At 71.6% G+C, this 26,442-nt stretch carries 28 protein-coding genes; 20 read left to right on the top strand and 8 right to left on the bottom strand.

Features of this window, described 5'->3' with window-relative positions; all coding sequences use genetic code 11:
- Positions 1-15 precede the first annotated feature (15 nt).
- From SM418_RS18365 to SM418_RS18415, 11 genes are all read left to right on the top strand, one after another.
- A complete protein-coding gene (locus tag SM418_RS18365; protein ID WP_371942456.1) occupies positions 16-153 on the top strand; it encodes a hypothetical protein in 138 nt (45 codons plus the stop codon).
- On the top strand, positions 146-1,801 hold the full coding sequence (gene casI, locus SM418_RS18370; protein ID WP_371942455.1) for a steroid-22-oyl-CoA synthetase: 1,656 nt from the start codon (positions 146-148) through the stop codon (positions 1,799-1,801). The genes SM418_RS18365 and casI overlap by 8 nt, the downstream gene beginning before the upstream one ends.
- Before the next feature lie 17 nt (positions 1,802-1,818).
- Positions 1,819-2,982 (top strand): acyl-CoA dehydrogenase family protein, encoded by a 1,164-nt coding sequence (locus SM418_RS18375; protein ID WP_371942454.1) that lies wholly within the window; start codon positions 1,819-1,821, stop codon positions 2,980-2,982.
- Positions 2,979-3,989 (top strand): bifunctional MaoC family dehydratase N-terminal/OB-fold nucleic acid binding domain-containing protein, encoded by a 1,011-nt coding sequence (locus SM418_RS18380; protein WP_371942453.1) that lies wholly within the window; start codon positions 2,979-2,981, stop codon positions 3,987-3,989. Before SM418_RS18375 ends, SM418_RS18380 begins: the two co-directional genes overlap by 4 nt.
- The gene (locus SM418_RS18385; protein ID WP_371942452.1) at positions 3,989-5,065 is read left to right on the top strand and encodes an acyl-CoA dehydrogenase family protein; all 1,077 of its coding nucleotides are present in this window, start codon (positions 3,989-3,991) and stop codon (positions 5,063-5,065) included. The genes SM418_RS18380 and SM418_RS18385 overlap by 1 nt, the downstream gene beginning before the upstream one ends.
- Entirely contained in the window at positions 5,062-5,535 is a 474-nt protein-coding gene (locus tag SM418_RS18390) for a MaoC family dehydratase (protein WP_371942451.1), read from the top strand. Before SM418_RS18385 ends, SM418_RS18390 begins: the two co-directional genes overlap by 4 nt.
- Positions 5,532-6,707, top strand: a complete 1,176-nt coding sequence (locus SM418_RS18395) for a lipid-transfer protein (protein WP_371942450.1) — start codon at positions 5,532-5,534, stop codon at positions 6,705-6,707. Before SM418_RS18390 ends, SM418_RS18395 begins: the two co-directional genes overlap by 4 nt.
- Entirely contained in the window at positions 6,704-7,492 is a 789-nt protein-coding gene (locus SM418_RS18400) for a MaoC/PaaZ C-terminal domain-containing protein (RefSeq protein ID WP_371942449.1), read from the top strand. Before SM418_RS18395 ends, SM418_RS18400 begins: the two co-directional genes overlap by 4 nt.
- Positions 7,493-7,781: 289 nt before the next feature.
- Positions 7,782-8,831 (top strand): hypothetical protein, encoded by a 1,050-nt coding sequence (locus SM418_RS18405; RefSeq protein WP_371942448.1) that lies wholly within the window; start codon positions 7,782-7,784, stop codon positions 8,829-8,831.
- A 276-nt stretch (positions 8,832-9,107) separates the two neighbouring features.
- Complete coding sequence (locus SM418_RS18410; RefSeq protein WP_371942447.1) at positions 9,108-9,737, top strand: HNH endonuclease family protein; 630 nt, start codon at positions 9,108-9,110, stop codon at positions 9,735-9,737.
- Positions 9,738-9,809: 72 nt separating this feature from the next.
- Positions 9,810-10,583 (top strand): hypothetical protein, encoded by a 774-nt coding sequence (locus SM418_RS18415; RefSeq protein ID WP_371942446.1) that lies wholly within the window; start codon positions 9,810-9,812, stop codon positions 10,581-10,583.
- 183 nt (positions 10,584-10,766) lie between these two features.
- Here SM418_RS18415 and SM418_RS18420 read toward each other — a convergent pair whose 3' ends face one another.
- Entirely contained in the window at positions 10,767-11,333 is a 567-nt protein-coding gene (locus SM418_RS18420) for a hypothetical protein (RefSeq protein ID WP_371942445.1), read from the bottom strand.
- Between the two features lie 190 nt (positions 11,334-11,523).
- Here SM418_RS18420 and SM418_RS18425 point away from each other — a divergent pair, with 190 nt between their 5' ends.
- Together SM418_RS18425 and SM418_RS18430 are read left to right on the top strand one after the other, a co-directional pair.
- Complete coding sequence (locus SM418_RS18425) at positions 11,524-12,303, top strand: SDR family NAD(P)-dependent oxidoreductase (RefSeq protein ID WP_371942444.1); 780 nt, start codon at positions 11,524-11,526, stop codon at positions 12,301-12,303.
- Positions 12,293-12,886, top strand: coding sequence for a TetR/AcrR family transcriptional regulator (locus SM418_RS18430; RefSeq protein ID WP_371942443.1), 594 nt, complete (start codon positions 12,293-12,295; stop codon positions 12,884-12,886). Before SM418_RS18425 ends, SM418_RS18430 begins: the two co-directional genes overlap by 11 nt.
- 1 nt (position 12,887) lies before the next feature.
- Here the strand turns inward: SM418_RS18430 and SM418_RS18435 are convergent, their stop codons facing one another.
- Positions 12,888-14,531: an amidohydrolase family protein gene (locus SM418_RS18435; protein ID WP_371942442.1), complete on the bottom strand. Its 1,644-nt coding sequence runs from the start codon at positions 14,529-14,531 to the stop codon at positions 12,888-12,890.
- 158 nt (positions 14,532-14,689) lie between these two features.
- On the opposite strand from SM418_RS18435, the gene SM418_RS18440 reads away from it, so the two are divergent.
- Positions 14,690-16,252: a FadD3 family acyl-CoA ligase gene (locus SM418_RS18440; RefSeq protein WP_371942441.1), complete on the top strand. Its 1,563-nt coding sequence runs from the start codon at positions 14,690-14,692 to the stop codon at positions 16,250-16,252.
- Here the strand turns inward: SM418_RS18440 and SM418_RS18445 are convergent.
- Both SM418_RS18445 and SM418_RS18450 read right to left on the bottom strand, forming a co-directional pair.
- On the bottom strand, positions 16,236-17,135 hold the full coding sequence (locus SM418_RS18445) for an acyl-CoA dehydrogenase family protein (RefSeq protein WP_371942440.1): 900 nt from the start codon (positions 17,133-17,135) through the stop codon (positions 16,236-16,238). The genes SM418_RS18440 and SM418_RS18445 overlap by 17 nt on opposite strands.
- Before the next feature lie 73 nt (positions 17,136-17,208).
- Complete coding sequence (locus tag SM418_RS18450; RefSeq protein WP_371942439.1) at positions 17,209-18,339, bottom strand: acyl-CoA dehydrogenase family protein; 1,131 nt, start codon at positions 18,337-18,339, stop codon at positions 17,209-17,211.
- A gap of 177 nt (positions 18,340-18,516) precedes the next feature.
- On the opposite strand from SM418_RS18450, the gene SM418_RS18455 reads away from it, so the two are divergent.
- On the top strand, positions 18,517-19,491 hold the full coding sequence (locus SM418_RS18455) for a DUF7064 domain-containing protein (RefSeq protein WP_371942438.1): 975 nt from the start codon (positions 18,517-18,519) through the stop codon (positions 19,489-19,491).
- Positions 19,488-20,528, top strand: coding sequence for an aminoglycoside phosphotransferase family protein (locus tag SM418_RS18460; RefSeq protein ID WP_371942437.1), 1,041 nt, complete (start codon positions 19,488-19,490; stop codon positions 20,526-20,528). Before SM418_RS18455 ends, SM418_RS18460 begins: the two co-directional genes overlap by 4 nt.
- Positions 20,529-20,635: 107 nt before the next feature.
- On the opposite strand, the gene SM418_RS18465 is transcribed toward SM418_RS18460, so the two are convergent.
- Positions 20,636-21,550: an SEC-C metal-binding domain-containing protein gene (locus tag SM418_RS18465; protein ID WP_371942436.1), complete on the bottom strand. Its 915-nt coding sequence runs from the start codon at positions 21,548-21,550 to the stop codon at positions 20,636-20,638.
- A 112-nt stretch (positions 21,551-21,662) separates the two neighbouring features.
- On the opposite strand from SM418_RS18465, the gene SM418_RS18470 reads away from it, so the two are divergent.
- Positions 21,663-22,466 carry an SAM-dependent methyltransferase gene (locus SM418_RS18470; RefSeq protein ID WP_371942435.1) on the top strand — a complete coding sequence of 268 codons (804 nt, stop codon included), beginning with the start codon at positions 21,663-21,665 and terminating at the stop codon, positions 22,464-22,466.
- A 9-nt stretch (positions 22,467-22,475) separates the two neighbouring features.
- On the opposite strand, the gene SM418_RS18475 is transcribed toward SM418_RS18470, so the two are convergent.
- Entirely contained in the window at positions 22,476-22,628 is a 153-nt protein-coding gene (locus tag SM418_RS18475) for a DUF6194 family protein (RefSeq protein WP_371942434.1), read from the bottom strand.
- A gap of 119 nt (positions 22,629-22,747) precedes the next feature.
- Here SM418_RS18475 and SM418_RS18480 point away from each other — a divergent pair, with 119 nt between their 5' ends.
- Positions 22,748-23,107 carry a MerR family transcriptional regulator gene (locus SM418_RS18480; RefSeq protein WP_371942433.1) on the top strand — a complete coding sequence of 120 codons (360 nt, stop codon included), beginning with the start codon at positions 22,748-22,750 and terminating at the stop codon, positions 23,105-23,107.
- Positions 23,108-23,153: 46 nt separating this feature from the next.
- Positions 23,154-23,930 carry an NYN domain-containing protein gene (locus SM418_RS18485; RefSeq protein ID WP_371942432.1) on the top strand — a complete coding sequence of 259 codons (777 nt, stop codon included), beginning with the start codon at positions 23,154-23,156 and terminating at the stop codon, positions 23,928-23,930.
- Between the two features lie 64 nt (positions 23,931-23,994).
- Here SM418_RS18485 and SM418_RS18490 read toward each other — a convergent pair whose 3' ends face one another.
- Complete coding sequence (locus tag SM418_RS18490; protein WP_371942431.1) at positions 23,995-24,621, bottom strand: NAD(P)-dependent oxidoreductase; 627 nt, start codon at positions 24,619-24,621, stop codon at positions 23,995-23,997.
- 109 nt (positions 24,622-24,730) lie between these two features.
- Here SM418_RS18490 and SM418_RS18495 point away from each other — a divergent pair, with 109 nt between their 5' ends.
- Positions 24,731-25,099, top strand: coding sequence for a winged helix-turn-helix transcriptional regulator (locus tag SM418_RS18495; protein WP_371942430.1), 369 nt, complete (start codon positions 24,731-24,733; stop codon positions 25,097-25,099).
- Between the two features lie 34 nt (positions 25,100-25,133).
- On the opposite strand, the gene SM418_RS18500 is transcribed toward SM418_RS18495, so the two are convergent.
- Entirely contained in the window at positions 25,134-26,369 is a 1,236-nt protein-coding gene (locus tag SM418_RS18500) for a phosphodiester glycosidase family protein (RefSeq protein ID WP_371942429.1), read from the bottom strand.
- Between the last annotated feature and the right edge of the window lie 73 nt (positions 26,370-26,442).

Below are 26,442 nucleotides of genomic sequence, written 5' to 3' on the forward strand. Positions count from 1 at the left end.
GATGGAGGACTCTGAATGAACGACCCGAAGCCCGACGTGTCCGCACCGGCGAAGCCGGGGCCCGTCACGCTGCGGAACCGCATGACCGCGATCCTCGGCGGCACCCACTGCGTCCTGCCCACCGAACCGGCCTGGGGAAGCGCGAGTGCGTGACGAGACGATCGCGGGCCTGCTTCTCGCGCGGCTGGGCGACGACCGCCCCGGCCTGCGCAGCCGCGAGCGGACGTGGACGTGGGACGAGGTCGTCCGGGAGAGCGCGGCCCGCGCGTCGCTGGCCCGGGAGCTGCGCCAGGACGGCCCGTTCCACATCGGCGTGCTGCTGGAGAACGTCCCCGAGTACGTCCTGTGGCTCGGCGCGGCGGCGCTGAGCGGCGCCACCATCGTCGGCATCAACTCGACCCGTACCGGCGCCTACCTGGAGCAGGAGGTCCGGCACACCGACCTCCAGCTCCTTGTCACCGACCAGGCGGGGCTGAAGCTCCTGGACGGCCTCGACATCGGCGTCCCGCGCGACCGCTTCCTGCTCATCGACGACGACGGCTACCCGGCCCGCGTCCGCGCCCACGCCTGCGAGCCCGCGGCCGACGCGTCGGTCACCCCGACCACGCAGATGCTGCTGCTGTTCACGTCCGGGACGACGGGCGCGTCGAAGGCGGCGCGCTGCTCGCAGGGCAGGCTCGCCGAGCTGGGCCGCAACAACAGCGCCAAGTACGACGTCAAGCGCGACGACATCAGCTACTGCTCGATGCCGCTGTTCCACGGCAACGCGCTGATGGCGCTGTGGGCGCCGTCGCTCGCGGCCGGCGCGACCGTCGTGCTCGCGCCGAGGTTCTCCGCGTCCGGGTTCCTGGACGACGTCCGGTTCTACGGCGCGACGTTCTTCAACTACGTCGGCAAGGCGATCGGGTACGTCCTCGCCACGCCCGAGCAGCCGGACGACGGCGACAACACGCTCACGCACGGGTTCGGCACCGAGGCGTCCCCCGAGGACAAGGCCGAGTTCCTGCGCCGGTTCGGGGCGCGGCTCGTGGAGGGCTACGGCTCCAGCGAGAGCGCCGGCATGATCAAGCGGGACCCGGCCACGCCGCCGACCGCGTTCGGGCGCCCCGCCCACGAGGGCGTCCGCATCGTCAACCCGGAGACGCGGGAGACGTGCGCGCCCGCGATCCTGGACGAGCACGGCCGCGTCACCAACGCCGAGGCCGCCGTCGGCGAGATCGTCGACGTGCGCGGCGCCGCCAAGTTCGAGGGCTACTACAACAACCCCGAGGCCGACGCCGAGCGGGTCCGGCACGGCTGGTACTGGACCGGCGACCTCGGCTACGTCGACGGCGACGGGTTCCTGTACTTCGGCGGACGGTCCGGCGACTGGATCAGGGTCGACTCGGAGAACATCTCCGCGCTGCTCACCCAGAACGTCGTCCGCCGCCACCCGAAGATCGTGGACGCGGTCGCGTTCGGCGTCCCCGACCCGCGCTCCGGCGACCAGGTGATGGCCGCGATCGAGATCCCCGAGGGCGTCGAGTTCGAGGACCTGGACTTCGCGGCGTTCCTCGCCGCCCAGGGCGACCTCGGCACCAAGGGCGCGCCGCGGTTCGTGCGCGTCTCGCACGCGCTGCCGACGACCGGTTCGGGCAAGCTCAAGAAGAAGGAGCTGCAGCTCGACGGCTGGCGCACGGGCGACCCCGTGTTCTGGTGGGCGGGCCGGGGCTCGCCCGAGTACGTCCTGATGACCGAGGCGGACAAGGCGGCGCTGCGGGATGAGTTCGTCGCCGCCGGCCGCCGCCGTTTCCTCCCGTGAGTTCAGAAGGGGCAGGTATGGATCTGCGTGAGTCCGACGCGCATCGCGAGCTGCGCGCGGAACTGAGGGCGTACTTCGCGGGCCTGCTGCCCGAGGACGTCCGGCGACGCGCCGGCGAGCAGGGCGTCGGCGGCGACCGGTTCCGCGAGATCGTCAAGATGCTCGGCAACGACGGCTGGCTCGGCTACGGCTGGCCGGAGGAGTACGGCGGGCAGGGCAAGTCGATCGCCGAGCAGTACGTGTTCTTCGACGAGGTGCAGCGGGCCGGGCTGCCGTTCCCGTTCGTCACCGTCAACACGGTCGGCCCGACGCTGATGCGCTTCGGGACGGACGAGCAGAAGAGGAAGTACCTGCCGGGCATCCTGTCGGGCGACATCGTGTTCGCGATCGGCTACACCGAGCCCGAGGCCGGCACCGACCTCGCCTCGCTGCGGACCAAGGCCGTCCGGGACGGCGACGGGTTCGTCATCGACGGCAGCAAGGTCTTCACGAGCGGCGCCAACACCGCCGACCACGTCTGGCTCGCCGCCCGGACCAACCCGGACGCGCCGAAGCACAAGGGCATCTCGATCCTGATCGTCCCGACCGACGCGGACGGGTTCTCCTGGAGCCCGATCCCGACGGTCGGCGGCATGGTCGTGACGTCGACGTACTACAACGGCGTCCGGGTGCCCGCGTCGTCGGTCGTCGGGGACGTCGACGGCGGCTGGAGCCTCATCACCACCCAGCTGAACCACGAGCGCATCGGCCTCGCCGCGCTCGGCGGCCGCATGATCCGGCTGTGGGAGGACGTCCGGGACTGGGCCCGCGACAACGGGGTGCTGGAGCTGCCCTGGGTCCGCGCCGACCTCGCCCGGACGTACGCCAGGCTCGAGGCGATGCGGCTGATGAACTGGAAGATGACCATGGCGGTCGAGGCCGGGACGCTGACGGGCGCGCAGGCCGGGGCCGCGAAGGCGTACGGGACGGAGACGCACATCTTCGTCCAGCGGACGCTGACCGGGGTGCTCGGGGCGGCCGGACGGGTCCGTCCCGAATCGCCGGGCGCGGTGCTGCACGGGCAGATCGAGCAGCTGTCCCGGCAGGGCATCGTCAACACGTTCGGCGGCGGCGTCAACGAGGTGCTGCGCGACATGGTCGCCGTCCAGGGGCTGGGCCTGCCGAGGATGAAGCGGTCATGAGCGACAACGCGGTTACGAAGGACAGCGCGGTCACGGGCGACAAGGCGCTGACGAGCGAGTACGAGGACGCCCTCCAGGCGTGGGTCGGGCGCGAGCTGACCCGCCGCGTCGGGCAGGACCCGGTGAACGTCCCCATGATCCGGCACTGGGTCGAGGCGATGGAGGACGAGAACCCGATCTACCTGGACGAGGCCGCCGCCCGGGAGGCCGGACGCGAGGGCGTCGTGGCGCCCGCGTCGATGATGCAGGCGTGGACGATGCGCGGCTACGCGGCGTCCGTCCACCCCGATCCGGCGCCGACCGCGTCCGACGAGCTGAACGCGCTGCTCGCCGAGGGCGGGTACACCTCCGTCGTCGCCACCGACTCGGAGTTCGAGTTCGAGCGCGAGCTGGTGCCGGGCGACGTGGTCAGCGTCGAGGAGGTCGTCGAGGCGATCTCGGCGGAGAAGAAGACCGGGCTCGGCGCCGGGCGCTTCGTCTCGACCGTCCGGACGTACCGGGACGCGTCCGGCGAGGTCGTCGCGGTCCAGCGGTGGCGGCTGCTGCGCTTCCGGCCCGCCGCCAAGCCGGCCGCCGAGGAGGCGCCGCCGAAGGCGCTGCGTCCGCGGCCCGCGATCAACCCCGACAACGCGTTCTGGTTCGAGGCGGCGCGGGAGCACCGGCTCGTCATCCAGCGGTGCGCCGACTGCAAGTCGCTGCGGCACCCGCCCGGCCCGTGCTGCCCGCAGTGCGGCTCCTTCGACTGGGACACCGTCGAGGCGCAGGGCGAGGGGCACGTCTACAGCTACGTGATCAACCACCATCCGCGCCATCCGGCGTTCGACTACCCGCTGGTCGTCGCGGTGATCGAGCTGGCCGAGGGCACCCGGCTGATCGCGAACATGACCGGGGTGGCCCCCGAGGACGTCGAGGTCGGCATGCCCGTCGTCCTCGACTGGATCGACCCGGACCCCGACCTGTCCCTGCCGGCGTTCCGCCCGGCCGACGCAGACGCTAAGGAGCGCTGATGGACTTCACCCTGGGCGAGGAGTTGGAGGCCGTCCGGGACCTGGCCCGGCAGATCTTCACCGACCGGGCCACGCAGGCGCGGATCAAGGCCGCGGAGGAGTCCGAGCGCGGTCTCGACGAGGGCCTGTGGACGGAACTGGCGGAGACGGGCCTGCTCGGCGTCGCGCTGCCGGAGGCGGCGGGCGGGGCCGGGCTCGGCGTCGCCGGGCTGGCCGTCCTGCTGGAGGAGCAGGGGCGCGCGGTCGCACCCGTCCCGATCTGGCCGGTCGTCGCCGCCGCGCTGACGCTCGCCTCGCACGGGTCGGCGTCGCAGCAGGAGGTCCTGCCGTCCGTGCTGGACGGGGCCGCGCGGCTGACGGTCGCGCTGGAGGAGTTCGGGCCGTCCGACCCGGCGTCGCCGCGCTGCGCCGCCGTGCGGGACGGGGACGGCTGGCTGCTGACGGGCACGAAGGCGGTCGTCCCCACACCGTTCGGGACGAGCCACGTGCTGGTGTCGGCTTCGTCGCAGGACGGGCCCGGCCTGTTCCTGGTCGAGACGTCCGCTGCCGGAGCGTCGTGGGAGCGCGCCGAGACCACCAGCCGCGACGTGGCCGGGCATCTCACCCTCGACGGGGCGCCGGCGCAGGCCCTCGCCTCCGGCGCCCTGGACGCGGTGCTGGACTCGGTCCGCGTGTCGCTCGCCGCCGTCCAGGTCGGCGTGGCCGAAGGCGCGCTCCGCATGGCTGGCGACTACCTGGCCGGGCGCGAGCAGTTCGGCCGCCCGCTCGCCACCTTCCAGGCCGCGCAGCACCAGCTCGCCGACTGCTACATCGAGATCGACGCGCTCCGCGTCTGCCTCTGGCACGCGATCTCGCTGATCGCCGCCGGGGAGGACGCCGGGACCGCCGTCCTGGTCGCCAAATGGTGGTCGGACGAGGGCGGGCTGAACGTCGTCCACCGCGTCCAGCACCTGCACGGCGGCATCGGCGTGGACGTCGACTACCCGGTGCACCGCCACTTCCTGTGGGGCAAGCAGCTCTCCGGCACGCTCGGCGGCGCGTCCTTCGACCTGGACCTGCTGGGAGCCGCCCTGTGAAGCGCTTCGCGGACGTCGCGGTGGGGGAGGAGCTGCCCGAGCTGCGCATCCCGCTGACCCGCACGATGATCGTCGCGACCGCGATCGCGAGCCGCGACTACCAGGACGTCCACCACGACCCGTCGCTCGCGGTCGAGCGCGGCTCCAGGGACGTCTTCATGAACATCCTGACGACCAACGGGCTCGTCGAGCGGTACGTCACGAACTGGGCCGGGCCCGCCGCCGTCGTGAAGGCCGTCAAGATCCGCCTCGGCGCGCCCAACTACCCGGGCGACACGATGGTCCTGACCGGCGCCGTCGCGGGCAAGCAGGACGGCGGCCGGGTCGAGATCAAGGTGCGCGGCGTGAACGAGATCGGCCCGCACGTGACCGGCACCGTCGTCGTCCAGTTGCCGGTGGCCCAGGCACAGGGGATCCGAGCACAGGGGATCCGAGCACAGGGGATCCGAGCACAGGGGAGCGGTGCATGAGCGTCCTGCCAGGGGCGGCGGCGATCGCCGGGATCGGCGCCACGGAGTTCTCCAAGGAGTCCGGCCGCAGCGAGCTGCGGCTCGCCTGCGAGGCGGTCCTCGCCGCCATCGTGGACGCGGGGCTCCAGCCGTCCGACGTGGACGGGATGGTGACCTTCACCGCCGACACCAGCTCCGAGATCCACATCGCCCGCAACCTCGGCATCGGCGAGCTGAAGTTCTTCTCCCGCATCGGGCACGGCGGCGGGGCCGCCTGTGGCACCGTCCAGCAGGCGGCCATGGCCGTCGCGACCGGCGTCGCCGACGTCGTCGTCTGCTACCGCGCGTTCAACGAGCGCTCCGGCACCCGCTACGGCCTCGGCCAGGCGGACCGGCCGATGGACGTCAGCGCCGACCGCGCCGCCTACTCGTGGATGACCCCGTTCGGCCTGTCGACCCCCGCCCAGTGGGTCGCCATGTTCGCCCGCCGCTACATGCACGAGTACGGCGCGACCAGCGAGGACTTCGGCCGCGTCGCCGTCGTCGACCGGGCGCACGCCGCGAAGAACCCGGCCGCGTGGTTCCACGGGCGGCCGATCACGCTGGAGGACCACCAGGCGTCCCGGTGGATCGCCGAGCCGCTGCGCCTGCTGGACTGCTGCCAGGAGAGCGACGGCGGCCAGGCGCTGGTCGTCGTCTCCGCGGAGCGCGCCCGTGACCTCCCGCATCGTCCCGCCCTGATCTGGGGCGCCGCGCAGGGGTCCGGCAACGACCAGCACATGATGACGAGCTACTACCGCTCCGAGATCACCGGCATCCCGGAGATGGGACTGGTCGGACGGCAGCTGTACGCGCAGTCGCGGCTGACCCCGTCCGACGTCCAGGCCGCGATCCTGTACGACCACTTCACGCCGCTGGTGCTGCCGCAGCTCGAAGAACTCGGCTTCTGCGCCAAGGGCGAGAGCAAGGACTTCATCGCGGACGGCAATCTCGAACTCGGCGGCCGGCTGCCGACGAACACCCATGGCGGGCAGCTCGGCGAGGCGTACATCCACGGGATGAACGGCATCGCCGAAGGCGTGCGGCTGGTGCGCGGAACGTCGGTGAACCAGCCGGGGGACATCCACAACGTCCTGGTCACCGCCGGAACGGGCGTCCCGACCAGCGGCCTGATCCTGGGAGCGGACGCGTGAGCGGGTGGAGCGGCCGAGACCTCGGCACCAAGACCGTCGCCTATGACGAGACGCAGGCCATCCTCTACGCGCTCGCGGTTGGCGCCGACGCATCCGACCTGGATCTGGTCTTCGAAGAGAAGCTCCGGGTCCTCCCGACGTTCGCGCTGACGCTCGCCCAATGGGCCCCGGACGCCCTCGGCTCGGCGGGCGCGTTCGATGTCCGGACGGCGGTCCACGGCACCCAGCGCCTCCGCGTGCTGAACGACCTCCCGCGCTCGGGGGCTGTGGAAATGACAGCCCGTGTGGCGGAAGTCTGGGACAAGGGCTCGGCGGCGGTCTTCGACGTGGCCGTGGAAAGCGAGTACTTCGAGGCGACGTGGTCGCTGTTCGCGCCCGGTTGCGGCGGATTCGGCGGTGACCGGGGCCCGTCCGCCCGCCGCCGTCCGGAGACCGCCCCGTCCGGCACGCTGGACGTGCGGACGGCCACCAACCAGGCGGCCCTCTACCGCCTCCTGGGCGACCGCCACCACCTGCACATCGACCCGGAGGCGGCGGTGACGGCCGGGATGCCGCGCCCCATCATGCACGGCCTGTGCACGCTGGCGGCACTGACCCTTCCGCTGGCATCGTCCGTCGGCGCCCACCCGGCCGACCTCCGCGAACTGGAGGGGCGCTTCGCGTCACCGGTCTTCCCAGGCGACGAACTCCACGTCGAGACCTGGAAGGACGGCGAAGCGACCCTCTTCGAGGCATCGGTGGACGACAGAACAGTCATCTCCGCCGCCCGAGCCCACTTCGCCTAAGCCCACCGCTCGCCCTCTCGGAGGCGTCAGGTGGGCATTTGGGCCCAGGCGATTTTTCCTTCGCCGGTGGCGGAGGGACGGGTGCCGGTGTGGAACTGGCGGAGTCGGGTGACCGGGCGTGGGGTGCGTGCCCCCGCCGCCGCTACCTCGTTGACTTGCGGCATGTTGTTGCTTCCGGCACTCCTCTAACAACGACTCGCCGCAAGTCAACGCGCTCGAAGTTGTGGATCATGCTGTCCTATGGGAGGTTGCGTGCTCCGCAGGTTTCCGGGAGGACGGGCACGTGCGCGTGGGCGGGAAGAAGCTGGCTGAGTGGGAGCGGGCCGCCGTGGTCGCCGGCTTCGTGACCTTGGCCGTCTCCCTCGCGTTGGCGGTGCTCGTCCCCGATCTTGGCAGGTCCCAGCAGGAGTCCGGCATCTCTGCGAGGCAGCGGCAGGGGCTCGGCGCCGCGGAGCAGGCGCGGATCGCAAAGTTCGGCACACGCCAGCTGCTCGCCCTGAACACTGCGGACCTCACCCAGCCCGGCGAACGTCGGCGCATCGCAGACTCCATGGCCACCGGCGATCTGCACGAAGAGTTGGTCGATGACGGCACAGCCCTGAACAAGCATCCGCGGAACAAACTGACCGGAGCGCGGGTGTCGACGTTCCTGCTTACGTCTAGCGGACGGGGGCCCAGGGTCCCGAACGACACCTACCACGACGACGGCTGGGCATCCGCGATGGCCGTGGTTCGGGGGATGACCGCCGGGCCGGACGGCGCCCCGGTCCGGACCGTACGCCGCTACGAAGCGATGATGACGCTCACGCCGCAGGGCTGGCGTTTCGACTACTTGGTGCTGTGTCCGGACTCGACCGTCCCTCAGTGGAGGGGGACTCTCGTCGTGGGTAAGCCGACCGAGGAGATGCTGTTCAGGGACGAGATCGAGAAGACCATGGGTGTGGTATTGGGGGCGCCGTCCCACTCGACGGCCGAGCGCCCGGCCCGGGACGAGCGCCTCCGCCCGCTGACCGGTGAAGGTCGGCGGCGGTACTCCGCCTGGCTGGCCCGGATCGGGATCCGTGGCGGCCAGGTCGACGGCAGTGCCGAACGCACCGCGATCATCCGGCGCGACCGGGACTCCGCTGTGCTGCTGATGTTCGTCAACGTCAGGGACCCCGATCCGATCCCCTTCTCGTATGTGGTCCCCCATGGCGACGGTACGTACCAGACGATGCAGCCGCCCGCGTGGGAACGCTCGGCCAACGTCCTCTTCCCTCAGGGCGGCGCCTGCGCGCTCAAGGTCACCGTGGTGGGGGAGCGCGGCGAGTGGAAGATCGACCGCGTGGCGGACGCCTGAGCCTGCTGCGTTGACGTGCGGCGAGTCGTTGTTATGAGCGCGGCGAAAGCAACGACACGCCGCAAGTGAACGAGGTGGCGACCCGGCGGATCGGCTCGCGTACGCAGGTCCCGGAGGGCCCCTGGCAGGTTGCGCCCAAGGGCGGGCCCGCGCCTGGGCAATGCGTGACATTTATTCGTATTTGCCGTAAATGTCACCGTCGCAGTGCCGCCGTTCCCGATCCCCCTCGGGGCGCCCCCCGCCCTGGCCGGGAACGGCCGCGGAAGGGCTCCCCCGATGCGACGCCTGCCGCCGTTCCTGCTACCGGTCGTCCTGGTCGCGGCGCTGATCGCCGTCCTGGACGCGCCGGCGTCCGCGACCCCGCCCAACATCCCGTCCGCCGCCACGGCCGCGAGCCGCCTGGCCACCCTCACCGTCGCCGCCGAATCGCACGGCAGCACCTACGACCGCGACCTGTTCCCGCACTGGATCACGATCTCCGGCGCGTGCAACACCCGCGAGACCGTCCTCAAGCGGGACGGCACGAACGTCGTCACCGACTCCGCCTGCGCCGCGACGTCCGGCAGCTGGTACTCGCCCTACGACGGCGCGACCTGGACCGCCGCGTCCGACCTGGACATCGACCACATGGTCCCGCTCGCCGAGGCATGGGCGTCCGGCGCCTGGGCGTGGACGACGTCCCGCCGCCAGACCTACGCCAACGACCTCGGCGGCCCCGAGCTGTGGGCCGTCACCGACAACGTCAACCAGGCCAAGAGCGACAAGGACCCCGCCGAGTGGCAGCCGCCGCGGAGCGCGTTCCGCTGCACCTACGCCCGCGCCTGGATCCAGGTGAAGTACTACTACGCCCTCAGTGTCGACAGCGCCGAGAAGAGCGCCCTCACCTCGATGCTCAACACCTGCTGACCCGCCCCGGCCCGCCGCCCGCCGGAACGGGCGGCGGGCCGTCCCGGAGCGGGACTCCTAAGATGCGGGACCATGTCCCTGTCGCATCTTCCCGACTCGGCGCATCCGCGGGTCGCCGTCGATCCCGCCCTCCCCGCCGAGGACCAGCGGGCGCTCCGTGAGAACCAGGACGCGCTGCCGCCGGGGACGAGCCCGCCACCCGGCCGGCTGCACGGGCTGGTCGGCGGGGGCGCCGCTCGCCTCGCCCGCAGGCTGTCCGGCCGCTACATCGTGGCCGCCGACCTCGACCCCGACGCCAAGATCCTGCTCTGCAGGGCGCAGGACGCGATCGGCGCGGTCCTGGAATCGGAGGTGAACCGGGCCGGGCTGCTCGACGGCATGGACAACGCGCTCACCCTTCCCGCCGAAGAATGGGAGATCGCCCAGACGCTCGTGGCCCACTCGCGGATGCGGGACGAGCAGCGGGCCCTGCGCGAGTCCGACCTGACGCCGCTCGAGAAGGCCGGGTTCGCTCCGCAGCGGGACGCCCTGCGGCGTTCCGTGGCGGCGGTGACCGGGCGGATCGAGGCGCTGGAGGAGTACGCCGCGCGCACGGCGGCGGCCGATGCCGTCTACCGGAGGCAGCGGCGCGGGACGCTGCCTCCGCCCGACCGCAGCGCCGAGATCTCCGAACTGCGACAGCGGGACGAGGCGTACGAGGAGCTTCTGGCCCGCACCGCCGCGCACGATCTCGCGACCGAGCGGATCGGCGAACTGGCCGAGGACGCGTCGGAGATCGAGGCCGCGCTGCGCCGGGCCGCCGACGCGAGCACCAGCCTCGGCCCCCCTTCCGGCCACGGACCCTGACCCCTGGATCCCGGGTGTGCTGGTGGGCCCGCTCGGCGCGCTCGCCGCCCCGGCGACGAGCGCCCGGATCCAGCCCGGCGTGGCCCGGGCCCGGCCGCGACCCCCTCGGCGTCGTGCCCCGCGCATGCGACGACCAGTCCGATTCCGGCATCTCGCAACACGCCGCCGGTCTGGCAGGGATGATCACGCATCTCGCGTCCGCTCCGCCAGCCTGCCTCCGGTGCGGCGGGTCAGGCGGCCCCAGGGTTTGGCCACGGCCAGGACGGTGGCGAAGGTCAGGGCCGTCAGGGAGACCGCCGGTGGGAAGAACAGGTTCGAGATGAAGGCCGGTTCGGGGGCGCCGGCGGTGAAGGTGCGGCCGTACTCGTTGACCTCGTCCATGCCCGGCTGGAGGGCCACCACGATGAGGGTGCACAGGACGAGGTTGAGGACGAGCTTGACCGCTACCCACCAGTAGCGCACCAGACCCCACCGGGTGCCGAGGCCCAGGATCAGGCCGGTGACCAGGCAGATGAGCGCGGACGTCAGCATCGGCCACACGATGAAGGTCGCCAGGGCCTGGTAGGCCAGGCCGCGAACCTCGCCGGTCGTGCCGAAGCGTCCCGTCAGGACGAGGACGGCCACGATGACGTCAATCCCGATCCACGCGCCGGCGGACACGATGTGGACGATCAGCGTCGTCCTGCGCCACCCCCTGCCGAGCCGGAGGCGGCCGTCCTGGCGGGCGCGAGTGCGTTCCTGTACCGCCATGTCCGCGGTCCTTTCTGCTCGTCGTCCTTCTGGACGTGACGATGCTGGGCGGATGGGGGGCGTGTCGTCGGGTGTGCGGCGGCATCGGGTGTACGACGGACGGCGCAGCGGGAAGGGGGCGAGTACCGCGGGCGGCGTGATTGGAGAAACTCTCTAGAGAAGCTCTCTGGAAATGGGTAGGGTGCCCGGCATGGACGAGACGTTGCGAGTTGTCGTCACCGGTGGAAACCGGGGTGTGGGGCGCGCGGTGGCGGCCGAGGCCGTGCGGCGGGGGCACCGGGTGGTGATCGTGGCGCGGCGGCCGGACGCGGGGGCGGCCGCCGCGCGCGAGATCGGCGCGGAACTGGTGGTGGGGGATCTGTCGTCCACGCGGACCGTGCGGGAACTGGCCGGCGCCCTTCCCGAGGTCGACGTCCTTGTCCACAACGCGGGGCTCTGGCCCGACCGGCGGGTGCTCAACGAGGACGGGTTCGAGCAGGCGTTCTTCACCAACCATCTCGCGCCGTTCCTGCTGAACCGGATGCTGGAAGAGCGCTTGCGGCGGGTCGTGCAGGTCAGTGCCGGGCTTTACGTCACGGGCAATGTGGATCCAGACCGGACCCCCACGGGAAAGGACTTCCACGCCGTCAACACGTATGCCAACACCAAGCTGGCGAATCTGCTGATGGTCCCCCTGTTCGCCGAGCGGTGGAAGGACGCCGGGGTGACGATCGACGCCGTCCACCCGGGAGTCCTGCGGACGGATCTCGGCGCTCGGCGCGGCGTCCTCGGGGCGCTGCTGAAGACGGTCAAGTGGACGCTGAAGCCTCCCGGGAAGAGCGGCCCGCCCGTCGCGGACCTCATCACGGCCGACGGGACGGGCCGGTATTTCCACGTGAGGAAGGAGACCCCCCTTAGGGCCAAGGCTCTGGACGCGCCATTGGCGGAAAGGCTCTGGGCGGACGCCGAGAAAGCACTCGATGTCCCCTAAGCACCAGGGGACGGACGAGACCGTCGCGCGGATCCTGACCGAGGCGCTCCGGGTGCACGCCGAACGCGGGCACGAGGGCTTCACGATGAAGGCCGTCATCGCGGCCACCGGGATGAGCAGCGGCAGCCTCTACCACCATTTCGGCTCGTTCGACGGGCTCGCCGCCGCCCTCTACGCGCGCTGCATGGCCGAACTGCTCGACACCCTGCTGGACGCGCTGGACGGGGTGACCGAGCCGCGGGCGGGCGTCGAGGCCGCGACGCGCGCCTACCTGCGCTTCACCCGCGAGCGCGGCGGGGCCGCCCGGTTCATCCACGCCTCGGCGTACGCGGCGTTCCTGCCGAGGTACGCCGCGCTGCTCGCCGAGTCGAAGGCGCCGCGCATCGCGCGCCTCACCGCGTGGATAGCCCCGCACGTGGCCGCGGGCCGCGTCGCCCGCATGTCCCCGGTGATGATGGAGATGCTCCTCGTCGGCCCGGTCGCCGAGACCGCCCGGCGCTGGCTGTCCGACCCGGCGGCCGTCGACCTGGACGAGGCCGCCGCCGTCCTGCCGCCCCGGATCTGGCGCTCCCTCCAGCCCTGACTCAGCCGGTTTCGGCGCGGTGCCACATCTGCAGGTACGCCTCGGCGCCGCGGGCCAGGTCGTCGACGACCTCCGTTCCGCCGATATTGCGCATGTCGGCGATCCAGTCGGGGACGAGCCCGTAGTTCGCGACGCCGTCGATGTTGACGTCCCAGGTGCGCTGCCCGGTCCGCTGCCGGTCGAGCGTGACGCCGTTGATCGGGGACGTGAACGGGTAGAGCAGCGGGTTCACCGAATTGTTCGCGCGTGGCGGGGGCAGCGGGCCCATGCCGTTGGCGTCCAGGCCGTAGCCGTATCCGAACGTGCGGGCTGGGTCGCGGTACTGCTTGTTGCGCTTCCACTCCGCGACGAACCGGTCAGCGGCGTTACCGTAACCCGTGACCATTCCGCCGAGCCCGTAGATGCGGTGAACGTAGTGCTCGTCAGTCCAGCTGTGTGACGAGATGACGCCCGAGTAATGCGCGTTCTCCAGGATGTCGAGCGTCTCTCCGGCGGCCTTGGCGCTCATGTGGTCGATCTCGACGATCATGTGCCGCTTCATCATGCCCCGGAGCATGTGTTCCCCGAGGTCGGTCAGGCCGAGGATGTTGCAGTGCGGTGCCTTCGGATACAGCGGGAGCGTGATGCCCGCCGCCCCGAGCCGCCGCAGGAACGCGGCCGTCTGGTCGTCGACGGCCCCGGCGGGCGCGATCGTGTTGTCGTGGACGGAGCCGGTGCACGTCTCGGCCTGCCAGAAACGGCCGGTGCCGAGGAAGTTGCCGGTGTTGACGATGGCGCCCGTCGTCCCGCCGTCGAACCGGACGCCGCAGAGCGCGTTGTCGAACTTGTGGCATGCGAACATCGAGGCGATGCCGAGGCGCTTCACCTCGTCCAAACCGCGGTCGATGTCCGCGCGCGTGCATTGCGGTGTCCCGTTGACGACCCGGCAGCCGAACGGTTCCGACGTCTCGATGCCGAGGACGACGGCGAGTTTCCCTTCCTGGATGATCCGTCGGGCCTCGCCGGAATCGCTCACGATGCGGAACCAGCCCCTGCCGGGGCCGCCATTCTGCGCGTCGATATAGGACTCCATTTCGCGCATGCGCTGTGCCTCGAGCCGGATGACGTCCATCTCGTCGCACGTGTTGCGCTTGAGCGGATACACCTCGCAGAGCTGACGGTTGGCGACCAGGTGGTTGACGAGGACGCGCTGCCCGGCGCGCCAGGAGCGTTCCAGCCACGTGTAGTAGACCTGCTGGTGAGTGCGGGAGTCCCAGGCGGGCCAGTCCTTGAACGTCGGCCAGCCGGTCGGGTCGTGCGTCCCGAACGGGCTGCCGTGCCGCATGAAGTTCTCGAACCAGGCGAACGCCCCGTTCCCGGCGTGGTCGGGGCAGTCGCTCAGCGCCGCCTCGACGCCGCGCGGGTCGAACGGCTTGCCGCAGAGCACCTGCCCGCCGAATGCCTCGTACGACATCAGGTGGCTGTGGGCGTCGACGTATCCGCGCACCTCGCCGCCCGCGCCCGCGTCGGCGTGCGCGGGCGGGGCGGGACGGACGGCGAGGAGCAGTGCGGCGAGAAGAGCGAGGGCGGCGAGAAGAGCGAGGGCGGCGAGAGGGGCGAGTGCGGTGAGAAAGGCGGGGGCGTGGAGGGAGCGTCGGAAGGGCATTGGGGGCACCTCGACCGGGTGGGAGTCCACGATTCTCCATCGAGTGAAACACCGATCCGGATAAAAATGAACAAGCCTCACATTGAGGATGTAAGGCGGGTACCGGTCAGCGGGATGGGGTGGCCCGATCCGCCCCGCCGCGCCCATCATGGAGGGTTATGAGCGAGCTGACGATTCCAGGTGTGCTGGCGCGGACCGCGAAGGAGTTCCCGGACGCGGAGGCGGTCGTGGACGGCGACGTCCGGGTCACCTACGCGGAACTGCACGCCCGGGTCCGGGAGGCGACGGCCGCGTTCATCGGCGCCGGCGTCGACGCGGGCGACCGCATCGCGATCTGGGCGCCGAACGGGCTGCGCTGGATCGTCACCGTGCTCGGCGCCATGGGCGCGGGCGCGACGCTCGTCCCGCTCAACACGCGTTACAAGGGCGACGAGGCCCGGTGGCCGCTCACCAAGGCCGAAGTGAAGATCCTCTTCGTGGAGGACGGATTCCTCGGCATCGACTACCCCGGCATGCTCGGCCTGGACGAGACGGGCGCCGTCCCCGGGCTGCCGCGTCTTGAGACCATCGTCACGTTCAACGGGTCCGCGCGGCCGGGAGTCACCGACTGGGACGCGTTCATCGCGAAGGCGGTGCCGCTGGAGGAGGCCGACGCGCGGGAGGCGGGCGTCGGGCCGGACGACATCGCCGACATCCTGTTCACGTCCGGGACGACCGGCCGGCCCAAGGGCGTCGTGGTCACCCACGAGCAGAACGTCCGCACCTACGCGGCGTGGACGGGCCGGACCGGGCTGAAGGCCGTCGACCGCTACCTCATCGTCAACCCGATGTTCCACTCGTTCGGCTACAAGGCGGGCGTGCTGGCGTGCGTGCTGAAGGGCGCCGCGATGGTGCTCCAGCGCACCTTCGACGTCCCGGAGACGCTGCGGCTGATCGAGCAGGAGAGGATCACCGTGCTGCCCGGCCCGCCGACGATCTACACCTCGCTGCTGGACGCGCCGGGCCGCGACGAGCGGGACCTCTCTTCCCTCCGGCTCGCCGTGACGGGCTCTGGGGACGTGCCGGTCGCGCTGGTGCGGCGCATCAAGGAGGAACTGTTCCCGCAGGTCGTCACCGCGTACGGGCTGACCGAGTCATCCGGGACGGTGACCGCCTGCTCGGTGGACGACGACGACGAGACCATCGCGACGACCTCCGGCCGCGCCATCGCCGACGTCGAAGTCAAGATCGTCGACGAGAAGGGCGAGCAGGTTCCGGCCGGCGTCGACGGGGAGATCCTCGTCCGCGGCTACAACGTCATGAAGGGCTACCTGGGCGACCCGGAGGCGACGGCCGAGACGATCCGCGACGGCTGGCTCGACACCGGCGACCGCGGCCGGCTCGACGAGCGCGGCAACCTCGCCATCACCGGGCGGACCAAGGAGATGTTCGTCGTCGGCGGGTTCAACGTGTACCCCGCCGAGGTCGAGGACGCCCTCGCCCGCCACGACGCGGTCGCCGAGTCGGGCGTCATCGGCGTCCCTGACCAGCGCATGGGCGAGGTCGGGCGCGCCTACGTCCGGCTCCGCCCCGGCAGGGAGGCCACGGCGGACGAGCTGGTCGCGCACTGCCGGGAACGGCTCGCGAACTTCAAGGTCCCCCGGGAGGTCGTCTTCGTGGACGACCTCCCGAAGACCGCGTCCGGCAAGGTCCGCCGCGTGGAGCTCAGAGAGCAGCGATGACGCGAGCCCTGTGCTCGGCCACCGAACCCCAGGCCGAGTACAGCGCGCGCGCCTTGCGGATCCACAGCGACGGGTCGTACTCGTCGGTGTAGCCGATCGCGCCGTGCACCTGGAGGGCGGTCTTGGCCAGCCCGTAGGACGCCTCCGACGCGGCGACCTTCGCGGCGGAGACGTCCCGAGCGAAGTCCGGCGTCCCGTACGACAGGGCCGCCCCGTACACGAGCGGCGCGGCGAACTCCAGCTCGACCATCGCGCTCGCCAGATGATGCTTGATCGCCTGGTACTCGCCGATCGGGCGCCCGAACTGCTGCCGCGTCTTGGCGTACTCCACGGACACCTCCAGCAGCGCCCGGCCGAGCCCGACCTGCTGCGCCGCGCACAGCAGCGCGCCGAAGCCCGTGAACCCGGCCCCGCCCTCGACGCGGAACAGCCGCCGCGCCGGGTCGAGGGACGCGAGCGCCTCCCCGGCCTGCCGCTCGACCCCGTCCACGGTCAGCACGAGGTCGGCGACGTCGGCGTCCAGCGCGTGCGGGACGGCCAGCGACACGACCGCCTCGCCCTCCCCGATCCGCGACAGCCACGGCGACTCGCCCAGCAGCTCGGCCGCCGCGAGCGTCTCCACGTACGGCCCGGGGGCCGCCGCCCGGCCGAGCTCCTCCGCCGCGACGACCAGCTCGACCGGCAGCAGCCCGGCGCCGCCGAACTCCTCCGGCACCGCGACCGCGAACACTCCGGCCTCCGCGACGGCCGACCACAGCGCCCGCCCCGGCCCGGTGTCCCCGGCCGCCCAGTCGCGGGCGGCCTTCGCCGTGCCCGCGCCGGCCAGCAGTTTGCGCAGCGTCTCGCCGAACATCCGCTGCTCGGCGTCCAGGACGAATTTCACCGTGCCCTACCTTCCTGGGGGGCTGCCCCCATACCCCCGGGGCGCGGCCCCGACGATCCTCGCTTCGCCGCGGTCATCGGGATCCTCTCGGCAGCCCGAGCAGCCGCTCGGCGATCACGTTGCGCTGGATCTCGTTGGTGCCCGCGTAGATCGGGCCGGCCAGCGAGAACACGTAGTTCTCCAGCCACTCCGACTCCAGCTCGCCGTCCGGGCCGAGCAGGTCGAGCGCCGTCTCGTGCAGCGCCACGTCCAGCTCCGACCAGAAGACCTTGTTCAGGCTGGACTCGGCGCCGATGTCGTCGTCCCGCGAGATCGTCTCGAAGCCCTTGAGCCGGTAGGCCCGCGACCTGATCCACGCGTCCGCGACCCGGTCCGCCAGCGCCGTGTCGGCGGGGTCGGCGCGCTCCTTCCACAGCTCGACGAGCCGCTCGGTCGCCGCCGTGAACCGGCCGGGGCTGCGCAGCGTCAGCCCCCGCTCGTTCCCCGCCGTCGCCATCGCGACCCGCCAGCCCTCGCCGGGCGCGCCGATGACGTCCTCGTCGGGGACGAACACCTTGTCGAGGAACAGCTCGGCGAACGCGGGCTTGCCGTCCAGCCGGCCGATCGGGCGAACCGTCACGCCCTCCGCGTCCAGCGGGAACATCAGGTACGTGAGCCCCTTGTGGCGCGCCGACTCCGGGTCGGAGCGGAACAGCCCGAACCCCCAGTCGGCGAACGCCGCCCGCGAGCTCCACGTCTTCTGCCCGTCCAGCAGCCAGCCGCCGTCGGTGCGCGTCGCCGTCGAGCGCAGCGCCGCGAGGTCGCTGCCCGCGCCCGGCTCCGACCACGCCTGCGCCCAGATCACCTCGCCCGCCGCCATCGGCGGCAGGATCCGGGCGAGCTGCTCCGGCGTCCCGTGCTTCAGCAGCGTCGGCGCCAGCAGGTTGATCCCGTTCTGGCTGACCCGTCCGGGCGCGCCCGCCGCGTAGTACTCCTCCTCGAAGATCAGCCACTGCAGCACCGACACGCCGCGGCCGCCGTACTCCCGCGGCCACGACACCACCCCGAGCCGCGCCGCGCCGAGCGTCCGCTCCCACTCCCGGTGGGCCGCGAACCCCTCCTCGGTCTCCAGCGAGGGCAGCGGCTCCGCCGGGACGTGCGCGCGCAGCCACTCCCGCACCTCGCCGCGGAACGCCTCGTCCGCCGTCCCGAACTCAAGATCCATGAGAACCTCTTTCTAACAACTGTTTGGTAGAGTAACCGCCCTTCCGGACCCCCGCGGCCCCCTCCCGCCCAGTGAGATGCGGGCGCCCGCGAACTCCCGCCGCCCATGCCTGTCGCGCGCGGCGGGACGCGGTTAGGATCGCGCCCTAGAATCGCGTTCGGAATCCCCGGAGGGGCCATGACGAGGGTCATCGAGCACGGCACCTGGAATCTGCGGCCTACGGACGAGGGATTGCACGATCCCGGACCCGAGCAGCTGTGGAACGAGTCCTACTACTTCGACTTCGCCGCCCCCGACGGATCCATCGCCGGCTACGTCCGCCTCGGCATCTACCCCAACTGGGAGCGCGCCTGGTACTGGGCCGCGCTGGTGCGGCCGGGCGAGCCGCTCCTGCTCCTCGCCGACAACGACGCGCCGCTGCCCAAACCAGGGACGGCCGACGTCCACGCCGAGACCTACACCGCGACCCAGCAGATCACCGACCCGTTCGGCCCGGCCAGGATCACCCTGAACGGGAACGCCGCCGTCCTCCCCGACCCGGCCGCGGCCGACGGCGACCTCGCCGCCGCCGAGACCATGGGCCTCTCCTTCGACCTGCGCTGGGACACCGTCGGCGGCGTCTACCCCTACAAGGACATCCCGCGCTACGAGATCCCCTGCACCGTCACCGGCCTCATCTCCGCGGGCGGCAGGAAGATCCCCGTCAACGCCCACGGGGAACGCGACCACAGCTGGGGCGAGCGCGACTGGTGGAAGGTCTCCTGGCTCTGGACGTCCGGCCGCCTCGACGACGGCACGTTCGTCCACGGGATGCAGGCCAACATCGGCGTCCCGCTCCCGTGGCCGTGCTTCGCCGTCCCGCCGGACGGCGAGATCGAGCACCGCGACGGGTTCTCCGCCGAGACCGCCTTCGCGGACGGCCTGCCCGCCCGCTCCGATCTCCGCTTCCCGGGCGCACCCATGACCGTGACGCCGGTCGCGTTCGCGCCGGTCACCGTCACCTCGCCCGACGGCCGCCCGGCCCGCTTCCCGCGCGCCCTGTGCCGCTTCGAGGCCGAGGACGGACGAACCGGATACGGCTGGACGGAATGGCACCAGCCGCCCGGCTGGGAGGACCACGGCTGGACCCACCTCGCCGGGGAGACCGCATGACGGGGCCGGTCTCCGGCGCCGAAGCGCTGACCGCGTCCTGGCTGACCGACGCGCTCGGGACGAAGGTCGCCGCCGTCCGGACCGAACCCGTCGGCACCGGCCAGGTGTCCGACAGCCTCCGCCTCTTCCTCACCTACGCGGGCGACACCGCGCTCCCGTCCACGATGGTCGCCAAGGTCCCGGCGGCCGACCCGGCCAGCCGCGCCGCCGCCCGCGCCGTCCGCACCTACGAGGTGGAGGCGAGCTTCTACGCCGAGATCGCGGACCGGCTCGACGCGGGCATCCCCACCTGCTACTTCTCCGCCTACGACCCCGAACCGGACGAGTACGCCGTCCTGCTGGCCGACCTCGCGCCCGCGCTCCCCGGCGACCAGCTCGCCGGGATCACCCCGCAGGACGCCGCCGCGGCGATCACCGAGATGGCCGCCCTGCACGCCGCCGGCTGGGACGACCCCGACCTCGCCGCCCTGACCTGGCTCAACCGGCACGACGCCGACGCGGCCGCCTTCACCGCCGCGATGGTCACCGACCTCTACACCGGCTTCAAGGACCGCTACGCCGCCGACCTGGACCCCGAGGTCATCAGCCTGATCGAGGACTTCCTCCCGTCGATCGGCGCCTACCTGGCCGTCCGCGAAGGCCCGTCCACCATCGCCCACGGCGACTTCCGCGCCGACAACCTGCTGTTCGGCGGCCCGCGCACCGCCGTCCTCGACTGGCAGACCTGCGCCTACGGCCCCGGCGTCGCCGACCTGTCCTACCTGCTCGGCTCCAGCCTCCCCGTCGAGGACCGCCGCTCGCACGAGCAGGAACTCGTCCGGCGCTACCACACGGCCCTCACCGCCCGGGGCGTCCAGCTCACCTGGGACGACTGCTGGACGGCCTACCGCCGCCACGTGTTCCACGGCATCGTCATGGCCATCGGCGCCGCCATGCTCGTGGAACGCACCCCGCGCGGCGACGAGATGTTCCGCACCATGACCACCCGCCACGCCCGCCACGCCCTCGACCTGCACTCCCTCACCCTCACCGGCTGACGCCTCCCGGGTCGCCACCTCCTTGACCTGCGGCGAGTCGTTGCCTCCGGCGCGCTCATAACAACGACATGCCGCAAGTCAACGCAACCGACCGCACTAGGGCAGTTTCAGCGGTTGGCGGGGGAGCCGCAGCACTTCTTGTACTTGCGGCCTGAGTCGCACCAGCAGGGGGCGTTGCGCTCGGGTGGCCAGACAAGGGTGTGGGCGCCTGCGCGGACGCGGTCCGCGAGATGGTCGGCGCGGGTCTGCTGGTCCTTCGGGTCACGGCCCTGGTCGCTCGCGAACTTGAGGAGATCGTCCACCCTCGTGGGGAGGAGGCGGAGTTCGGACGCGCCGATCTCGTCGCGGGAGGCGCGCCAGCCGCGTTCGACCTCGCAGTGGTAGGTGGCCGCGTCAGCGGGGCCGTGCACCAGGCCCTCGGCGAAAGCGCGGACGACGTCTGAGCGGACGAAGAAGGAGGCCGTGTGCGGCTGGGCCGGGGCCGCGGCCCGCTCCAGGAGTTCGGCGAACTCGGCCTGCTGGTCCTCGCAGTACAGGTCGAGGTCGTCGGGCGGGAGGCCGAGCGCCCGCCGGACGCGCCGCCGCCCCAGCAGGTCGGACCTCCCGAACAGCGCGTTCTCGGGGAGCGCCTCGTCGTCGGTCAGGAAATCGCGGCAGGCGATGTTGAACCAGGTGAGGGCGTCTTCGAGCCGTCCCTGCCCTTCGAGGAACTCGGCGACCAGGGTGGCGGGCCCCGAATGGACGCGGGTCCGGCCGAGCCGGGTGATCTCCGCCTCCGCCTCGTCGGTCCGGCCGAGTTCGGTGAGCAGTGAGATCCGCTCCGAGGCGGCGAACTGCGCGTCCTCCTCGCCGCCGGAGGACATGACGTCGTCGTAGATCCGCAGTGCCCGGTCGGGGTCGCCCGCTCGCGTCCACTGCCCGGCGGCCTCCAGGAGAATCTCCGCGCGTTCCTCAGGGTACTTCTCCGCGTCGCGTTCGAGGTTCTCGGCGAGGCGCCGTGCTCGCTGCTTGGAATCCGTCACGGGGTCACCGTACAAGAACACGTCCGTGGCAGCCGGTCAGAGGGACTTATATGGTTGTCGGGCGATTTCAATAGCGGCGATGGAGGAGGAATTGGTGGCATTGGACGGAGAATTGCCAGGCCAGGATAAGCTTTCCCGGGTCGACACGAACATCCCTCACCCCGCCCGGGTCTATGACGTCTGGCTCGGAGGCAAGGACAACTTCGCCGCCGACCGGGCTGCCGCAGAGGCCGGACTCCAGGCTTTCCCGTCCACGGTCAAGTCCGTCCGGGCGAACCGCGCGTTCCTGGCGCGGACGGTGGAGTACCTGGTCGCCGAGGCCGGGATCCGCCAGTTCCTCGACATCGGGACGGGCCTGCCGTCGGCGAACAACACCCACGAGGTCGCCCAGGCGATCGCGCCCGAATCCCGCGTCGCCTACGTCGACAACGACCCGATCGTGCTCGTCCATGCCGAGGCGCTGCTGAAGAGCAACGCCGCGGGCGCGACCGACTACATCGACGCCGACCTGCGCGACCCGGCAACGATCCTCCGGGAGGCGTCCCGCACGCTGGACTTCACCCGGCCGGTGGCGGTCATGCTCGTCGCCGTGCTCCATTTCATCCCGGACGGGGCGGACCCGTACAAGATCGCGGAGACGCTGATGTCCGCCGTCCCGCCGGGCAGCTACCTCGTGGTGTCCCACACCGCGAGGGACATTTTCCCCGACGAGATGGCCGCCTTCGAGCGGGCCATGAACGCGAACTCGGCGGAGCAGGTCACGCTGCGCGACCGCGAGCAGGTCACCGGTTTCTTCCGCGGGCTGGAACTCGTCGAGCCCGGCGTCGTCCAGGTCCCGCACTGGCGCCCCCGCTCCGACCTCGAGGCGTCCGCCCCGGCCGCCCTCTGGGGCGGAGTGGCCCGCAAGCCGGCCTGAAGCCCGCGATCAGCCCCCGCCCACGCCCGCGCGCCGCTCGTGGCGCGCACGCGCGAGGCGGTAGGCCGCGTCCAGCAACTCGCGGACCGCGGCCTGGGTGCGCGGGCCCGGGTTCACCACCCCCAGCCAGCCGACGCCGCCGTAGACGGGATGGGCGATCACGGTGTCGGCCGCGCTCGGGTCGGCCTCCGCACCGGCCCGTTCGCGCGGCCGACGAGCGCGAGAAAGTCCGGCTGGCCAGGGAGGCCGTCCGGACGATCTCCGGCGAGCCGGTCGGCGACGTGCGCGCCTCGGACTCGATGACCGTCTCCGAACTCGCCGCCGCGCTCGGCGTGCGCCCTTCGACGCTGCGGCACTGGGACAAGGAGGATCTCGTCGTCCCCGACCGCGACCCCGCCGCGGGAGCGCGGCGCTACACGCCGGCCCAGGTGCGGGACGCGCGGATCGTCCACCAGCTGCGCCGGGCCGGATACCGCATCGAGCCGCTCCGGGCCCTCATGCCGGAACTGCGGAGCGCCCGGCGGCTGGAGGACGCCGCCTCCGCGCTGGAAGCCAGGGACGCCGGCATCGAGGCTCGCTCCAGAGCCCTCCTCGACGGTGCCGCCGCCCTTGGTACCGTCCTCTCGATGTGCGCCGTCTGATGTACTGGGCGGGTCCGGTGGCGGTGATCTCGGGGAGGCGTGCGGCATGGCGAACGAGAACGCCGACAGGCTGGCGGTGCTCATCGACGCCGACAACGCGCAGGCCGCGATCGTCGAGGGGCTGCTGGCCGAGGTGGCCAAGTACGGGACCGCCCACGTCAAGCGCGCCTACGGCGACTGGACCGGGACGACCCTGCGGAGCTGGAAGGCGCATTTGCTCGACCAGTCGATCCAGCCGATCCAGCAGTTCGCCTACACCACCGGGAAGAACGCCACCGACGCGGCGATGGTCATCGACGCGATGGACCTGCTGTACTCCGATCGCTTCGACGGGTTCTGCCTCGTCTCCAGTGACAGCGACTTCACCCGGCTGGCCGCGCGGATCCGCGAGTCCGGCCTGACCGTGTACGGGTTCGGCGAACGCAAGACGCCCAAGCCCTTCGTGGCGGCATGCGACAAGTTCATCTACATCGAGAACCTCGCCTACGACCAGGACCCGACCACACCCGCCGCCTCGCTCAAACCGGCTCCGCCGACGTCGGCCGCCAAGCTCAAGCAGGACACCTCACTCGTCAACCTCCTGCGCAACGCGGTGGAGGCGGCCTCCGACGAGGACGGATGGGCACCCCTTGCGTCGGTCGGCCACATCATCACCAAACAGCGCCCTGAGTTCGACTCCCGCAATTACGGCTACGCCAAGCTCAACGAGCTGATCGCCGCGACGACGCTGTTCACCCTGGACCGCCGCAGCCCCGGCGACGGGAAGGCCGGAATCATGTACGTCCGCGACAAACGCCACCAGGACAAGAAGCCGGGCTCATAGCCTCGTCGCCGGACTGCGACGCCGCGCCTACCTGAACCGGCGCGATACTCGAGCGGTCATCCGGTCACGACACGGCGAGGTGGCTGCGGTGGTTTCGCGGCGTCTCGGCCTCATCGAGCAGGACGAGGGCGAAATCCGCATAGGAGATGCGGGCGGCGGGGTCACCGTGTTCGCGGATCTCGTAATGGCCGGTGCGCTCCCCCTGATGGTCGAAGTCGCCGGAAGGGCTGACATACACCCAGTCCAGCGCGCCGCTCTCGACACGCAGCACCTCAAGACCCTCGGCGTGGCCTAGGCAGAAAGGCCGGAACTCGGCGGGGAAATCGGGCATGTCCATCAGGCGGGCGCCGTCGGAGCCGGGTAGGAGCGATGCCAGCCCGACCGCGACAAGCCTCTCCACCCCTGCCTCCCGCAGACCTTTGATGAGGGCACGTGCGCCATTGGCGAAGAATTCCGTCGGCTGGATCACCGCCGCCGCATGGATCGCGGCGTCGTGTCCGGCCGCCAGTGCGGCGACGTCCGCCGCGTCGGTGACGTCCCCGGCGGCGATCCGTACGCTGTCGTCCGCCAAGCCGCCGTGACGGGAGGGGTCGCGGACCACCGCGGTGACCTGGTGGCCACGCCGGCGCGCCTCAGCGACGGCCTGACTGCCGGCCCGGCCGCCGGCCCCGAAAACCACGAACTTTCCCATCGCTGGAATACCTCCTGTTGGCTCGATGCTCCGGAAGGTATCCGCATGGGCGGTTACCTTCTGGATACCGAGGCCGGCTACCGGCCCCAGCCGACAGGCAGGAGAGAACATGATGGGCCGCGAGCCACTGCCACCGGACATGTTCGACGAACTGTGTCCGTCATCGCTGTTGCCATTCCGCTTCGGCGACAAGTGGACGGCCCTGATCCTTCGCTGCCTGGAAGACAGCCCTCGCCGGTTCTCCGAGCTGCGCGTGCCACTACACCGCGTCACTCCGAAGGTGCTCACGCAGTCATTGCGCGCTCTGGAACGAGATGGGCTCGTCTCACGCACGGTCCACGCCGATCCGAAACTGCGCGTGGAGTACGCGCTGACGCCGCTGGGTCGCAGCATGCTGGAACCATTGTATGTCGCGTGCGAGTGGGCAGCGGAGCACTGGGACGAGTTGCTGGATGCACGAGAGCGACCGTTGAGCTAGCGCGCACGTTGCGGTACCCCGCTCATGCTCCACGCTAGTCGGGACTGGACGAGCGGAACACGCCGATGCCGTTGGCGACGGCGCGTTCGGTGCCGTCCGACGGTCTGTTGCGGACGGTCACGGACGACTCACCGGCGCTCCGCGTGACGAGCGTTGACGAGCCGCCGCCGTCAAGGTTCACGGCGTCATCGGCGCCCACCTCGTCCAGCAGGGACGCCAGCTCGGCGAGGGTCAGGCCGCCGCTCTGCTCCGACCTGCCGTCCGCGACGACGAGGAACAGGTGCCGCCCGTCGCGACTGACGCCCGCGCCCGTCCGCGGCGCCGACCCCTTCGGGCCAACGTCGAGCGGCTCACCGTCCCGCAGGATCGGAAACCCGCCGACCGCGAAACGGAAAGGGACCGGCCCGGTGAAGCGGTAGGAGACCCGCACCCGGTCGCCGACCTTGAGCCGGCGCAGCGCATCGGCCCCCTTCTCCCGCCCGACCAGCACGTCCGTGCCCTCTGGGATCGCGCCCTCGCCCACCTCGTCGGACACGTCCGCCACCACGCCCTGCCGGACGGTCACCTCGGCGGTGTTGGTGCTGCACGGGGCACCGCGCACCTCGTCCGTTCCGCACACCGCACGCTGCCGGGCAACCTCGCCCCACCGCGAGTCGAACGCGCCGACGCTTCCGACGTGGAGCGCGTACTGGTTGAGCCCGCGCAGGGCGATGGACGTCTTCCCGGACCGGACGCTCCCGGCCAGGCGGAGCCGCGCGACATGCCCGCGCCGGTCGGTGCCGACACCGATGACATCCTCGGCGGACGCGCCGGGCGGCAGCGCGGGCCCGAACCGCTGCCCGTCCGGTACCGCGCCCTTGAGCGGACGGCCGTCGTCCACCTCGGGGCCTGACGATGACCCGGTCGCCGCCACCCCCGGACGCGTCTCGCTGACGTTGAAGAAGTCACCGTTCACCCCGGCCACGGCACCCTGCGCGTCCGCCATCCGGGACACCGTCCGCCGCGCCGCGACGACCGGCGGATGCAGCAGCCCCACGTCCACCCGCCGATCCGTCAGATCGACGTCCAGCAGGTCACCGTGCACCCGTCCCGCTATCCCGGACGTCTCAAAGACCCGGAGCACCGCCCCCGGCGCCACCTGCTCCGACGAGGTGAACCGCAACTCCCCGACAGCAGACGCCGACGGCAGCGCCCGCGCCCGAGCGTCCGGGACGTCCCCGGCCCCGGCCACCCATCCCACGATCACCAAGGCCACGAGCCCGACCCACATCGACGCCCCTCCCAGCGGAAACCAGCCCGCTGATCATGACGTGCGCACGCTGTTTCCGCCCGCTTGCCGGATG

Origin of the sequence: Actinomadura chokoriensis (genome assembly GCF_041463665.1) — a bacterium.
Taxonomy (GTDB): Bacteria; Actinomycetota; Actinomycetes; order Streptosporangiales; family Streptosporangiaceae; genus Spirillospora; species Spirillospora chokoriensis_A.

Coding starts and splice junctions, on each gene's coding strand:
- SM418_RS18365 (WP_371942456.1), top strand. CDS start 16: ATGAACGACCCGAAGCCCGACGTGTCCGCACCGGCGAAGCCGGGGCCC.
- SM418_RS18375 (WP_371942454.1), top strand. CDS start 1,819: ATGGATCTGCGTGAGTCCGACGCGCATCGCGAGCTGCGCGCGGAACTG.
- SM418_RS18380 (WP_371942453.1), top strand. CDS start 2,979: ATGAGCGACAACGCGGTTACGAAGGACAGCGCGGTCACGGGCGACAAG.
- SM418_RS18385 (WP_371942452.1), top strand. CDS start 3,989: ATGGACTTCACCCTGGGCGAGGAGTTGGAGGCCGTCCGGGACCTGGCC.
- SM418_RS18395 (WP_371942450.1), top strand. CDS start 5,532: ATGAGCGTCCTGCCAGGGGCGGCGGCGATCGCCGGGATCGGCGCCACG.
- SM418_RS18410 (WP_371942447.1), top strand. CDS start 9,108: ATGCGACGCCTGCCGCCGTTCCTGCTACCGGTCGTCCTGGTCGCGGCG.
- SM418_RS18415 (WP_371942446.1), top strand. CDS start 9,810: ATGTCCCTGTCGCATCTTCCCGACTCGGCGCATCCGCGGGTCGCCGTC.
- SM418_RS18420 (WP_371942445.1), bottom strand. CDS start 11,333: ATGGCGGTACAGGAACGCACTCGCGCCCGCCAGGACGGCCGCCTCCGG.
- SM418_RS18425 (WP_371942444.1), top strand. CDS start 11,524: ATGGACGAGACGTTGCGAGTTGTCGTCACCGGTGGAAACCGGGGTGTG.
- SM418_RS18430 (WP_371942443.1), top strand. CDS start 12,293: ATGTCCCCTAAGCACCAGGGGACGGACGAGACCGTCGCGCGGATCCTG.
- SM418_RS18435 (WP_371942442.1), bottom strand. CDS start 14,531: ATGCCCTTCCGACGCTCCCTCCACGCCCCCGCCTTTCTCACCGCACTC.
- SM418_RS18440 (WP_371942441.1), top strand. CDS start 14,690: ATGAGCGAGCTGACGATTCCAGGTGTGCTGGCGCGGACCGCGAAGGAG.
- SM418_RS18450 (WP_371942439.1), bottom strand. CDS start 18,339: ATGGATCTTGAGTTCGGGACGGCGGACGAGGCGTTCCGCGGCGAGGTG.
- SM418_RS18455 (WP_371942438.1), top strand. CDS start 18,517: ATGACGAGGGTCATCGAGCACGGCACCTGGAATCTGCGGCCTACGGAC.
- SM418_RS18460 (WP_371942437.1), top strand. CDS start 19,488: ATGACGGGGCCGGTCTCCGGCGCCGAAGCGCTGACCGCGTCCTGGCTG.
- SM418_RS18485 (WP_371942432.1), top strand. CDS start 23,154: ATGGCGAACGAGAACGCCGACAGGCTGGCGGTGCTCATCGACGCCGAC.
- SM418_RS18490 (WP_371942431.1), bottom strand. CDS start 24,621: ATGGGAAAGTTCGTGGTTTTCGGGGCCGGCGGCCGGGCCGGCAGTCAG.
- SM418_RS18495 (WP_371942430.1), top strand. CDS start 24,731: ATGATGGGCCGCGAGCCACTGCCACCGGACATGTTCGACGAACTGTGT.
- SM418_RS18500 (WP_371942429.1), bottom strand. CDS start 26,369: ATGTGGGTCGGGCTCGTGGCCTTGGTGATCGTGGGATGGGTGGCCGGG.